The organism is Streptomyces sp. GS7 (assembly GCF_009834125.1).
GTDB lineage: Bacteria > Actinomycetota > Actinomycetes > Streptomycetales > Streptomycetaceae > Streptomyces.
Genome location: NZ_CP047146.1, coordinates 936475 through 949216, shown reverse-complemented (window position 1 = coordinate 949216; position 12742 = coordinate 936475). Strand labels below are relative to the sequence as shown.

At 69.3% G+C, this 12742-nt stretch carries 7 protein-coding genes and 1 tRNA gene; 4 read left to right on the top strand and 4 right to left on the bottom strand.

Features of this window, described 5'->3' with window-relative positions; genetic code table 11:
* Window positions 1-4: 4 nt before the first annotated feature.
* Window positions 5-835, bottom strand: coding sequence for a Bax inhibitor-1/YccA family protein (locus GR130_RS03995; protein WP_159503414.1), 831 nt, complete (start codon window positions 833-835; stop codon window positions 5-7).
* 556 nt (window positions 836-1391) lie between these two features.
* Here GR130_RS03995 and GR130_RS03990 point away from each other — a divergent pair.
* Window positions 1392-4241 carry a bifunctional glycosyltransferase/CDP-glycerol:glycerophosphate glycerophosphotransferase gene (locus GR130_RS03990; RefSeq protein ID WP_159509732.1) on the top strand — a complete coding sequence of 950 codons (2850 nt, stop codon included), beginning with the start codon at window positions 1392-1394 and terminating at the stop codon, window positions 4239-4241.
* Window positions 4241-5410 carry a glycosyltransferase gene (locus GR130_RS03985; protein WP_159503413.1) on the top strand — a complete coding sequence of 390 codons (1170 nt, stop codon included), beginning with the start codon at window positions 4241-4243 and terminating at the stop codon, window positions 5408-5410. Before GR130_RS03990 ends, GR130_RS03985 begins: the two co-directional genes overlap by 1 nt.
* Window positions 5411-5513: 103 nt before the next feature.
* Here GR130_RS03985 and GR130_RS03980 read toward each other — a convergent pair.
* A tRNA-Leu gene (locus GR130_RS03980) sits at window positions 5514-5595 on the bottom strand.
* Window positions 5596-6081: 486 nt separating this feature from the next.
* Between GR130_RS03980 and GR130_RS03975 the strand changes: the two genes are divergently transcribed.
* Window positions 6082-6864: an ABC transporter ATP-binding protein gene (locus GR130_RS03975; RefSeq protein WP_159503412.1), complete on the top strand. Its 783-nt coding sequence runs from the start codon at window positions 6082-6084 to the stop codon at window positions 6862-6864.
* A 53-nt stretch (window positions 6865-6917) separates the two neighbouring features.
* Window positions 6918-9461, top strand: coding sequence for an ABC transporter permease (locus GR130_RS03970; RefSeq protein ID WP_159503411.1), 2544 nt, complete (start codon window positions 6918-6920; stop codon window positions 9459-9461).
* 163 nt (window positions 9462-9624) lie between these two features.
* Here the strand turns inward: GR130_RS03970 and GR130_RS03965 are convergent, their stop codons facing one another.
* Window positions 9625-10944 carry an SAM-dependent methyltransferase gene (locus GR130_RS03965; protein ID WP_159503410.1) on the bottom strand — a complete coding sequence of 440 codons (1320 nt, stop codon included), beginning with the start codon at window positions 10942-10944 and terminating at the stop codon, window positions 9625-9627.
* Between the two features lie 199 nt (window positions 10945-11143).
* The gene (locus tag GR130_RS03960) at window positions 11144-12532 is read right to left on the bottom strand and encodes an NAD(P)/FAD-dependent oxidoreductase (RefSeq protein ID WP_159503409.1); all 1389 of its coding nucleotides are present in this window, start codon (window positions 12530-12532) and stop codon (window positions 11144-11146) included.
* Window positions 12533-12742: the final 210 nt, after the last annotated feature.

The following is a 12742-nucleotide window of genomic DNA, read 5'->3' as shown; positions in this document are numbered from 1 at the left end:
GGCGTCAGTCGCGCAGGATCGAGATCAGCCGCAGCATCTCCCAGTAGATCCACACCAGGGTCAGGGTCAGGCCGAACGCGGCCAGCCAGGACTCCTCGCGCGGTGCGCCGTAGGCGATGCCGTCCTCGACGTGCTTGAAGTCCATGGCGAGGAACAGCGCGCCGAGGACCACGCCCACGATGCCGAAGACGATGCCCAGGCCGCCGCTGCGGAAGCCGAGGCCGTCACCCCCGCCGAACACCATGAACAGCACGTTCACCAGCGACAGCAGGACGAAGCCCAGTGCCGCGATCATCACGAAGCGGGTGAAGCGTTCGGTGACCCGCACGATGCGCGTCTTGTAGGCGACCAGCATGGCGACGAACACCGCCATCGTGCCCAGCACCGCCTGCATCGGGGCGCCGTTCATCTTCGGCAGGTCGTTGATGAAGCCGCTGAGCGCGCCGAGGAAGACCCCCTCCAGCGCCGCGTAGCCCAGGATCAGCGCCGGGACCGGCTTGCGCATGAAGGACTGGATGAACCCCAGCACCATCGCGACCAGGCCGGCGCCCATGGCGAAGGCGAGCTGGCCGGTCAGGAAGATCCAGCCGACGGTGGCGCCGGCGATGACCGTGCCGAGCGTCAGTCCGGTGCGGGTGACGACGTCGTCCATCGTCATCGGTCGGGACTGCGGGGTGTACTGCGGTGCGTACTGCGGCGCCTGGGCGGCGTACGGGTTGGCTCCGGCGTACGGGTTGGCTGCGGCGCCCCCGGCCTGCGGCGGTGCGTTGAAGCCCGCGTAGCCGGTGTCGCGGCTGAACCCCCGTCGCGAGAAGACCGGGTTGCTGCTCCTCATCCTCACTCCTCCATGGCCGCCCTGCGCGGCCTTGACGCCAGCGTAATGGCTTGGCAAAGACACGTCTCTCGTACCTGGGCAGGATCTTCCCCCGAGTTACGGAGGACACATCTCCTGCAGGGAGGACGTTCGGGAGGGCCCGGTGGTGCCCGTATCGGCCGGCGAGTTGCCGGGCGGCGGCGCCTTCGTCACATCTGCCGCTGTGTCATATGCCACTCCGCCGTCAACACGGCGGCCGGGCGGACCCGCGTGCGGGTCCGGACAAAATCCGGGTAATCGATCTTTTCCCGTCGCGATCGAACGAGCATTTCCCGCGCCGTCAACTCCCGCAGCCCCGGGTCACCGGCATGATCGGAATCCGATAAATGTCTCATCGCCCGGCGCGGATGCAACCGATTGACCCCGGCCTCCGTCTTACCCACTAGCCGGAACCTGCCCTTCCTCGCGCACCACCCCGTCACCACCCGTAGCGGACCGAGTGCGGGCGGTCGTAAACCCCGAGTGGAGATGGGGCTATTCTTGCCGGAAACAGCAGCGAAAGAGGGTTGAGGTGCCTGTGCCTGACGTCTCAGTAGTCGTCATTGTCTACAACGACGCCGACCGGTTGCCGACCGCGGTCCAGTCCGTACTGGATCAGACACTCCGGGACGTCGAGGTGGTGATCGTCGACGACTGCAGCACCGACCGTTCTTTCGACGTCGCGCAGCAACTCGCAGCCACCCACCCCGAGCGGGTCAGGGCCTTCCAGCTGCCGGAGAACAGCGGCGCCGGCGGCGAGCCGCGCAACGTCGGCATTCAGCACACCAGGGGACAGTACGTCATGTTCCTGGACAGCGATGACGTCCTGGAACACAACGCCTGCCGCAATATGCTGGAGGCCGCCGAGGAAACCGGCTCGGACATCGTCTCGGGCCTGTGTGTCCGGCTGCACAAGGACACCCGTAACCAGAAGCGCGACGAGTGGTACTCCTGGCTGTATTCCACGACCCGCACGCTGGATTCCGTTACCGAATTGCCGGACCTTTTTGTGTGGGACACCCTTTCCACCAACAAGTGCTACCGCCGCGATTTCCTCGTCGAGAACGATCTCCGTTTCCCCAAGGGGATGTTCTACGAAGACCTGATGTTTATCGCCGACGCTTATCTGGCGGCGAAGCGCATCACCCTGATTCCCAATCAGGTCTACTTCTGGCACGTCCACGAGCAGGCCGCCGTGAAGTCGGTGACGAACCGACGGCACGAGATGACCAATTACATCCACCGGCTTGAGGTCCACCGGCGCATCGACGCCCTGCTGGAGCAGCGCGGCCTCACCGGCATGAAGCTCGCGAAGGACGTCAAATTCCTCAAGCACGACCTCGTGCTGCACCTGCGGGACCTGCCGTTCCGCGACGACGCCTACCGCCAGGAGTTCGCGGAGCTCTCCCGGGAGTACCTGGCGAGCATCGCGCCCGAGGCGTACGAGCGCGTCCTGCCGATCCAGGCCATCTGCGCCTACCTGCTCCAGAAGGGCGACTGGGACAACCTGATCCCGGCGGTGGACACCCTCATCAACCGCGACAAGGTCTCCTCGCCGCTCGCCCAGCACGACGGCCGGATCTACTGGTGCGGCGGCCACTTCGACGACGCCTTCGGCCGCCGGGTGCTGGACGTGACCGACGTCGGCTACCACGAGAAGCCGGTCAACCAGCTGTTCCTGCGCAACCAGATCACCCGTTTCTCCGAGGCGGGCAGCGCGGTCTCCCTGGCCGGGCGGATCACCAACCCGCTCGGTGTGATCCCCGAGGGCGCGAAGCTGAAGGCCGAGCTGGAGTTCAGCGCCCGCCGGCGCAGCCTCCAGTCGTTCACCTTCCCGGTCCGGACGGTGCGCCACGACGGCGACGCCATCCACTGGGAGACCACCGCGGACATCACCGCGCAGCTGCGCCCGCTGGGCATCGTCGACACCATCTGGGACGTCCGGCTGACCCTGGACGTCAACGGGGCGCGCACCACGTCCCGGCTCACCGTCTCCGACACCGAGCTGGCCGGCGGCCCGCTGCCGGTCCGGCCGCGGCTGACCCGGATGGTCGCCGACCACATCGAGCCGCATGTCTCCTCCAAGGGGCACCTGGCGTTCCGCCTGATCAGCGAGGGCCGCAGCGCCGAGCGCGTCCAGGAGTTCATCGCCAGGGGCGTGCGCGGCAAGCCGGGCACGCTGGCCAAGAGCGGCTTCCGCAAGGCGAAGGCGCTGCGCAAGACCCTCACCTCCGGGGACAGCAAGCTCCGGGCGTACCACGAGGTGTTCAGCCGGCTGCCGATCAAGAAGCGCACGGTGGTCTTCGAGAGCCACCTGGGCAAGCAGTACAGCGACAGCCCGCGCGCCATCTACGAGGAGATGCGCCGGCAGGGCCTGGAGTTCGAGGCGATCTGGGCGTACGCCGGGTCCCCGAAGGACTTCCCCAAGGACGCGACCCTCGTCAAGCGCTGGTCGATCCAGTACCTCAAGGCGCTCGCGCAGGCCGAGTTCTGGGTGGACAACCAGAGCTACCCGCTCAAGCTGACCAAGCGCCCCGAGACCACCTACATCCAGACCTGGCACGGCTCGGCGCTGAAGAACATGGGCTTCGACCAGCCCTCGCTCAAGGCGCAGACCCGCCAGCAGCAGGCCGAGCAGCAGGAGTCGCTGGACCGCTTCGACCGGTTCCTGTGCCGGACCGAGCACGACGCCCGGACCCTGGCCAAGGCGTTCCGCCTCAAGGAGAAGACCCTGCTGCGGGTCGGCTACCCGCGCAACGACGCGCTGGTGCGGGCCCGCCGACGGGAGGCCGAGCTGGGTCGCCGGGAGCGCGGTGCGCTGGCGGCGGAGCTGGGCATTCCGGCGGACAAGACCGTGCTGCTGTACGCGCCGACGTTCCGCAAGGCAGGGGGCCGGCACGGCCGGTTCGCCCTCCCCTTCGACGTGGAGCGCTTCGCCGACGAGTTCGGTGACCGCTACGTCCTGCTCGTGCGCTCGCACTACCTCAACCACGTGGTGCTGCCGCCGACGGTGCAGGGCCGGGTCGTCGACGTGTCGGCGCGGCACGACATCTCCCCGATCCTGGAGCTGGCGGACGGCCTGATCACCGACTATTCCTCGGTGATGTTCGACTACGCGCTGCTCGACCGGCCGCTGATGTTCTTCACCTACGACTACGACGAATATGTGCACGAGGGCCGCGGAACGTACTTCGATCTGCTGGAGCACGCGCCGGGCCCGGTGGTGCGCACCGAGGAAGATTTCTTCGAGACCATGCAGTCTTTCGAGACCCAGCAGCTGGAATACGCCAAGGACCGCAAGGAATTCGTCGCCAAGTTCGGGGAATACGACCGGGGCGACGCCGCACAGAGCATCGTCGACCAGTTCTTTGCGCAGTGGAGCCGTTGATGACCAAGTCGAACGCAGCCGGGCCGCGGGACGTCTTCTTCGTCTCCAACAGCGTCAACGAGCTGGGCGGAATCACCAGTTGGTCGCACCAGATGGCGCGCCTGTTCGTCGAGCAGGGCCATCGCGTGCACGTCGTCGGCATCGTGCCGCCGCCCGAGGGGCGGGTCCACGAACTGGCCGCCGACCTGCCGTACGAGACCACCACGCTCTACGACGTGCACCCGCCGAGCGTCCGCCCCGTTCGCAGCCTCAAGGACAGGCTGAACCTCGTCGAGCAGCGCCGGCGGACCGCCCGTGAGGCCGGGATGCACGAGCAGGCGGCCAAGATGAGCGCGCTGTTCCGGGCGGCCCGGCCGGGCGGGATCGTGATCGTCACGCAGGTGTGGGCGATGGAGTGGGTCGCGCTCGCCGACACCGCGGGCCTCGCGGTCATCGGAATGAGCCACGAGTCGTTCGAGACCTGCCGCCGCTCGTCCCGGTTCGCTCGCGTCAAGCGGTTTTACCAGGACGTCGACCGGATGCTGCCGCTCACCCGTGAGGACGCCGACCAGTGGATCCGGCAGCGGATGGACAACGTCGGCTTCATGCCGAACCCGCTGCCGTTCTTCCCTGACGTCCCCTCGGACCGCTCCCGGAAGGTCGTGGCCAGCATCGGCCGGCTCCACGAGGAGAAGGGCGTGGACCTGCTCTTGGAGGCATGGGCCAAGGTCGCGTCGCAGCACCCGGACTGGACGCTGCGGATCTACGGCTCCGGTGAGGAGGCCGACGCGCTGCGCAAGCAGGCGGCCGAGCTCGGGGTGACCGGTTCCGTCGAGTGGATGGGCCGGACGAGCGATGTGGCCGGGGCGCTGCGCGAGAGCGCGGTCTTCGCGCTGAGCTCGCGCGGCGAGGGCTTCCCGCTCGCTCCCATGGAGGCGATGGCCACCGCGGTGCCGTGTGTGGCGTTCGACGTGGCGCCGGGTGTCCGCGAGATCATCACGGACGGCACCGACGGCTTCCTGGCGCCTCCGGGCAATGTCACCGAATTCGCCCGGCACCTGGACGCCCTGATGTCCGACCAGGAGCTGCGGGACACGATGGGTGAAGCGGCCCGCGAGAACATCCAGCGGTTCTCGACCGACGAGATCGTCGGCCGCTGGGAGGCGCTGTTCGCGCTCGTGGAGCGCTGAGCCGCCGGTACTAAACGCCGCGGGCCGCCGGTTTTCACCGGCGGCCCGTTCTCGTTGAAATTTCAGGTATGTGGTGGTCCTTGTCCCCGCTGCTCGCGGGGAGTGCCCGGAGCCGGACTTGAACCGGCACGGCCCGAAGGCCAGCGAGGTTTAAGCTCGCCGTGTCTGCATTCCACCATCCGGGCTTGGGGTCCCCCATGCCGCCTCAAAGAAGGCAGCACGAGCGTAGCCCGCAGCGCACGGGGCACATCTGCCACTCATCCCGAGGTTGTCTTATTTTATTGGCAACTGAGGGTGCATCAGCCACCGCCAGAGCCTCCGGCACATGCCTGATGCCCATGTTCGGCGTTCCGTGCCACGGCGAAATTCGACCCCGAATTGACGGAAAGTCGACGCCTCTCCGACGCCCGTTCGATCCGCCGTCCGGCCCATGCGGCGCCACCCGCCGGGCGCCCCGGAAGCCGTCACGGCATCAGGGTCCGACTCCTACCCAGGGATGACGGAGGCGTGGTCGGCTAATCCCCTGGGGTGGCCCAAGGACGGTCACACGGGTTGACGTTCCGGCCCATCTCCCTGCCGGACGATGGAAGCCGTTGTTCTTCTGCCCGCTTCGCAGGCCGCCCGGCCGGCGCCGAGGCGGCCGGTCCCCCTCCCGACAGGAGCCCGTTCCCGTGACCACCACCCACTCCGGCGTCACCACCGCCGGCCGCAGCACCGCGGTGGCCGCCCGCGCCACGGATCTCACCAAGGTCTACGGACAGGGCGAGACCCAAGTGGTCGCCCTGGACGCGGTCTCCGTCGACTTCCGCCAGGCCCAGTTCACCGCGATCATGGGCCCCTCCGGGTCCGGCAAGTCGACGCTCATGCACTGCATGGCCGGTCTGGACTCCATCTCCGGCGGCTCCGCGCGGATCGGCGACATCGAGCTGACCGGGCTGAAGGACAAGAAGCTCACCCAGCTGCGGCGCGACAAGATCGGCTTCATCTTCCAGGCGTTCAACCTCCTCCCGACACTGACCGCGCTGGAGAACATCACCCTGCCCATGGACATCGCGGGCCGTAAGCCGGACCGCGCCTGGATGGACCGCGTCGTGGAGACCGTCGGCCTGTCCGGCCGCCTCAAGCACCGCCCCAGCCAGCTCTCCGGCGGCCAGCAGCAGCGCGTCGCGGTCGCCCGTGCGCTGGCCTCCCGGCCCGAGATCATCTTCGCCGACGAGCCCACCGGCAACCTCGACTCCCGCTCCGGCGCCGAGGTCCTGGGCTTCCTGCGCAACTCCGTGCGCGAGCTGGGCCAGACCGTGGTGATGGTGACCCACGACCCCGTCGCCGCGTCGTACGCGGACCGCGTCATATTCCTCGCCGACGGCCGGATCGTCGACGACATGCCCGACCCCAGCGCCGACATGGTGCTGGAGCGCATGAAGGGCTTCGACGCCAAGGGCCGTACGAGCTGACCGACAGCAGCCGACTCCGCCACCCCGGACCTCTCCTCCAGGACTGACCACCCATGTTCCGTACCGCCTTGCGCAATGTGCTCGCGCACAAGGCCCGGCTGCTGATGACCGTTCTCGCCGTGATGCTCGGCGTGGCCTTCGTCTCCGGCACCCTGGTCTTCACCTCGACCATCTCCGACGCGTTCCAGTCCAGCTCCCAAAAGGGCTTCGACAACGTCGACGTCGCCATCCAGCGGCACTCCTCCGACCCCGCGGCCGGCGCGCCCGGTGCTCCCGGCGCGCCCTCCCCGCTCGACCAGAAGCTGCTCGGGGCGGCCGCCGGGGTGCCCGGCGCCGCCTCCGCCACCGGCACCGTCTCCGGCTTCACCGCCATCGCCGACAAGAGCGGCAAGCTGATCGGCGACGGCTTCACGACCCGCGGCAGCAACTACTTCCCCGGCAAGGACGGCAGGGACGCCCGCTATCCGATGCGGGACGGCGTCGCGCCCAAGGGCGCCGGCCAGTTCGCGCTGGACGCCCACACCGCGGACCGGGCCGGCTACAAGGTCGGCGACACCGTTCGGATATCCGTCGACGGACCGGTCCGCGAGCAGAAGCTGACCGGCGTCTTCACCACCGACGACGGCACCGTCGCGGCCGGCGGCAGCCTCGCGCTGTTCGACACCGCCAGCGCCCAGAAGATGTTCGCGGCGCCCGGTGAGTTCAGCGAGATCGACGTCAAGGCCGCACCGGGTACGTCCCAGACGGCCCTGAAGGACGCGGTCGAGAAGGTGCTGCCCAAGGAGGGCGCCGAGGCGACCACGGGCAGGCAACTGGCCGACGACCAGGCCAAGATGATCGCCCAGAGCATGGACGGGATGAAGACCGGCCTGCTGGCCTTCGCCGGTATCGCGCTCTTCGTCGGCGTCTTCATCATCGCCAACACCTTCACCATGCTGGTCGCCCAGCGCACCAAGGAGCTGGCGCTGATGCGCGCGGTCGGCGCCAGCCGCCGCCAGGTGACCCGCTCGGTGCTGATCGAGGCGTCCGTGGTCGGCGCGGTGGCCGCGGTGACGGGCCTGGTGGCCGGTATCGGCATCGGCGCCGGACTGCGCGCGCTGATGAGCAGCACGGGCGCGAAGGTACCGGACGGCCCGCTGGTGATCTCGCCGTCCACGATCATCACGTCCCTGCTGGTCGGCATCGTCGTCACGGTCCTGGCCGCCTGGCTGCCGGGCCGGCGCGCCGCGAAGATCCCGCCGGTCGCCGCGATGAACAGCGTGCACGCCACCGCCACCACCAAGTCGCTGGTGGTCCGGAACACCATCGGCGCGCTGTTCGCCGGCGCCGGTACGGCCGCGGTCCTGGTCGCCACCGGCATGTCCGACGGGAAGGCCACCATGGCCGCCGGTGCCGCGCTGCTGCTGATCGGCGTGTTCATCCTGACGCCGCTGCTGTCCCGCCCGCTGATCGCGCTCGCCGCCCCCGTGCTGCGGATGTTCGGGATCTCCGGCGTCCTCGCCCGGCAGAACGCGGTCCGCAACCCGCGCCGGACCGCCGCCACGGCCTCCGCGCTGATGGTCGGGCTGACCCTGATCACCGGACTCACGGTGATCGCGGGCAGCGTGCAGCAGGGCATCGACAAGATGGCCACCGCCTCCCTGAAGGCCGACTACGTGGTCTCCATGGCGAGCCGGACGCCGCTCTCCCCCGACGTGGCGAAGAAGATCGCCGGCATGGACGAGGTCACCGCGTCCAGCCCGCTGCGCAACTCCGTGTCCCGGATAGGCACCGGCACCGAGTACCTGACCGGCGTCAACGGCAAGGACTTCGGCAAGCTCACCGCGCTGGACTTCACCTCGGGCGCCCTCGGCACCCTCAGCGGCGACCGGGCCGTCGTCGACGACACCACCGCCAAGGTGAAGGGCTGGCACACCGGCTCCCGCCTCCCGGTGACCTTCGAGGACGGCAAGCAGGGCACGCTCACCGTCGCGGGCGTCTACACGGGCAACGAGATGATCCGCGGCATCATCCTCGACAACGCCACCCTCGCCCCGCACCAGAAGCACATCACCGACATGCAGGTGATGGTCAAGACCAAGGACGGCGCGACCGCGGCGTCCAAGGACAAGCTGGTCACCGCGCTCGGCAAGAACCCGGCGATCACCGTCGCGGACAAGAAGGACGTCTCCGACGCCATCGCGCAGGTCTTCACCCTGATGCTGAACATGCTCTACGGCCTGCTGGCCATGGCCGTGATCGTCGCGGTGCTCGGCGTGATCAACACCCTGGCGATGTCGGTCTTCGAACGGGCGCAGGAGATCGGCATGCTGCGCGCCATCGGCCTGGACCGCCGCGGCATCAAGCGGATGGTGCGCCTGGAATCGCTGGTGATCTCGCTCTTCGGCGGGGTGCTGGGCATCGGCCTGGGCGTGTTCTTCGGCTGGGCGGCCGGTGAGCTGATCGGCGGCTCGCTGCCGACGTACCAACTCGTGCTGCCCTGGGGCCGGATGGGCGTCTTCCTCGCCATGGCGGCGGTCGTCGGCGTGCTGGCCGCGCTCTGGCCGGCGCGCCGGGCGGCCCGGCTGAACATGCTCCAGGCGATCAAGGCCGAGTAGTCACGGCAGCGGGAGCGCGCGGGGCCGCCGGGACGGCCTCGGGCCCTCCCGGGAGGGCCCGAGGGCCCCGGTGCCACGGATACCGTGGCACCGGGGCCCTCGGCCGTACGCGGCCCGCCGCCGACCCCCACCGGGCCGCCCGCGGGGCCGCGCGGCGCCCGTTTCAGCCCCGCCAGTCACGCGCCCGCAGGCGCACGCCGGAGGCGCCGGAGTCCGGTGTGCGGACCGCCAGCACCTGGTTGACCCCTATGCGGTTCCGCTCGAACGACAGCGCACACGCGGCCATGTAGAGCCGCCAGACCCGGGCCCGCCCGGGGGACGTGAGGCGTACCGCCGCCGCCCAGTGCGCGTCCAGATTGGCGACCCACCGCCGCAGCGTCAGCCCGTAGTGCTCCCGGATCGCCTCCACGTCGCGCACCTCGAAGCCGGCCTCCTCCAGCTGGCCGGCGGTCCGCCCGACCGGAGCCAGCTCGCCGTCCGGGAAGACATAGCGGTCGATGAACTCGTCGACGCGGTACGTCTCCTCGTCGACCAGCGGGCGGCGGGCGATCTGGTGGTTGAGCAGCCGCCCGCCGGGCTTCAGCAGGGCGTACAGGGCGCTCGCGTACTCCGCGTACCGGGCCCGGCCGACGTGCTCGGCCATGCCGATCGAGGAGATCGCGTCGAACGGCTCGTCGCGGACCTCGCGATAGTCCTGCACCCGGATCTCGATCCGGTCGGCGAGCCCGGCGTCGGCGATCCGCTTCCGGGCGTAGGTGGCCTGCTCTTCGGAGAGCGTGATGCCGACGGCCCGTACGCCGTACTCGCGGGCGGCGTGCAGCACCATCGAGCCCCAGCCGCAGCCCACGTCCAGCAGCCGCTGGCCCTCCTTGAGACCGAGCTTGCGGCAGATCAGGTCGAGCTTGTCGCGCTGGGCGTCCTCCAGGGAGGCGGCGCCGCCTTCACCGGTCCCCCAGTACGCGCAGGAGTAGACCATCGACGGGCCCAGCACCAGCTCGTAGAAGTCGTTGCCGACGTCGTAGTGGTGGCTGATGGCCGCCTTGTCGCGCAGCAGGGTGTGCAGCGGGCCGCGGTGCGGCCGGGCCTCCTCGGCCGGCGGGGCGGGCGGGACGGGAGGGCCGGCCAGGGACAGCAGCTCCCGGGCGGCGGCGCGGATCTCGGGGCGGGCCAGCGCCCGCAGGACGGCGGCCCGCTGCGGCTTGGGGGCGGCGGCGCCGCGCTCCCAGATCAGTCCGGCGAGGCGGTCGAGCGCTTCGTAGAGATCGCCGTCGATGTCGATGTCGCCGGCCACCCAGGCGCGGGCCAGGCCCAACTCGCCCGGCTTGAACAGCAGACGGCGCAGCGCGCGGCGGTTGCGGACCACCAGCACGGGTGCCCCCGGCGGGCCGGACTCGCTACGGTCCCAGGCGCGGATCCGCACCGGGAGCGGGGCTCCCAGCACCTCCTCGGCGAGCTTGGTGAGCCGTACAGCGGCGTCGGCCATGTCGCACACCTCCGTGTTGACGAGTCGGGCAAAGAAGTTTCACCCACCACGTAAACGCCAAGTGGGCGCCCAGTTAGTCCCGTTCGCCAGCAAGAGAACCGCAATACGTCCGGTTTCCGTCACACCGGACACGCCAAAGGGCGCCCGCCCCACGGATGGCGGACGCCCTTCGGGCTGGTCGGAGTACCGACCGGATGATTCAGGAAGCCTTGGCCTTCGGCTTGTCGCCACCGGCCGCCGCGGCCGGAGCGGGCGCCGGCTTGGCCGCCTCGTAGAACTCCTCGCGGGGGTTCTCCATGGCGCCGAGCGAGACCACCTCACGCTTGAGGAACATGGCAAGGGTCCAGTCGGCGAAGACCCGGATCTTGCGGTTGAACGTCGGCATCGCCATGCCGTGGTACCCGCGGTGCATGTACCAGGCGAGACGGCCCTTGAGCTTGATCTTGGTCTTGCCCATGACGATCATCGCGACGCCCTTGTGCAGACCGAGACCGGCCACCGCGCCCTTGTTGGCGTGGCTGTACTCCTTCTGCGGGAAGCCGCGCATGCCGGACACGACGTTGTCGCCGAGGACCTTGGCCTGCCGCAGCGCGTGCTGCGCGTTCGGCGGGCACCAGGCGTTCTCGTTGCCGTTCCTGCGGCCGACCATGTCGGGGACCTGCGCGTTGTCGCCGGCCGCCCAGATGTAGTCGGTTCCCTGCACCTGGAGGGTGGCCGCGGTGTCGACGTGGCCGCGCGGGCCGAGCGGCAGACCGAAGCGGGACAGCACCGGGTTCGGCTTGACGCCGGCGGTCCACACGATGGTGTTGGAGACGACCTCAAGGCCGTTGTCGAGGACGACATGGCCGTCGACGCAGGACTTCATGCTGGTCTTGAGGTAGATCTCGACGCCCCGGGACTCCAGGTGCTCCTTGCCGTAGGCGCCGAGCTTCGGACCGACCTCGGGGAGGATCTTGTCCGCGACGTCGACCAGCAGGAAGCGCATGTCCTCGCGCTTGACGTTCTTGTAGATCTTCGCGGCGTCGCGGGCCATGTCCTCGACCTCGCCGACGGTCTCCGCACCCGCGAAGCCGCCGCCGACGAAGACGAAGGTCAGCGCCTTGCGGCGGACCTCCTCGTCGGTCGTCGAGTCGGCCTTGTCCAGCTGCTCTAGGACGTGGTTGCGCAGGCCGATGGCCTCCTCCACGCCCTTCATGCCGATGCCGTTCTCGGCCAGCCCGGGGATCGGGAAGGTACGGGAGACCGCACCCATCGCGATGACCAGGTAGTCGAAGGGCAGCTCGTACGCCTCGCCGACCAGCGGCGCGACGGTGGCGACCTTGCGGTCCTGATCGATGGTGGTGACCCGGCCGGTGAGGACCTCCGCCGTGGGCAGCACGCGCCGCAGCGGAACCACGACGTGGCGGGGAGAGATGCTGCCGGCCGCAGCTTCAGGGAGGAAGGGCTGGTACGTCATGTACGAGCGCGGGTCGACGACCGTGACGGTCGCCTCGCCGTACCGCATCTTCTTCAGAATGCGGCGCGCCGCGTACAGGCCAACGTACCCACCGCCTACAACGAGGATCCTGGGACGCTCCGTGGTGCTCATGCAATCGAGTATCCACCCCCACATGGGGGGTCGCTCGTGAGCCCCTTCACAAGAATGTAGGGGGCGTCTGCTACACTCCGCCGGCTCCGTGACCGACGCCATAGCGCAGTTGGGGAACCACGGTGTAACGCGACACGTTGGACACCCCTGTTGATCAGGGCTTGTCCCGCCGCACACCGCCGAACCACGCCTCGTGCACACACTGGCGTA

Coding starts and splice junctions, on each gene's coding strand:
- GR130_RS03995 (WP_159503414.1), bottom strand. CDS start 835: ATGAGGAGCAGCAACCCGGTCTTCTCGCGACGGGGGTTCAGCCGCGAC.
- GR130_RS03985 (WP_159503413.1), top strand. CDS start 4,241: ATGACCAAGTCGAACGCAGCCGGGCCGCGGGACGTCTTCTTCGTCTCC.
- GR130_RS03970 (WP_159503411.1), top strand. CDS start 6,918: ATGTTCCGTACCGCCTTGCGCAATGTGCTCGCGCACAAGGCCCGGCTG.
- GR130_RS03965 (WP_159503410.1), bottom strand. CDS start 10,944: ATGGCCGACGCCGCTGTACGGCTCACCAAGCTCGCCGAGGAGGTGCTG.
- GR130_RS03960 (WP_159503409.1), bottom strand. CDS start 12,532: ATGAGCACCACGGAGCGTCCCAGGATCCTCGTTGTAGGCGGTGGGTAC.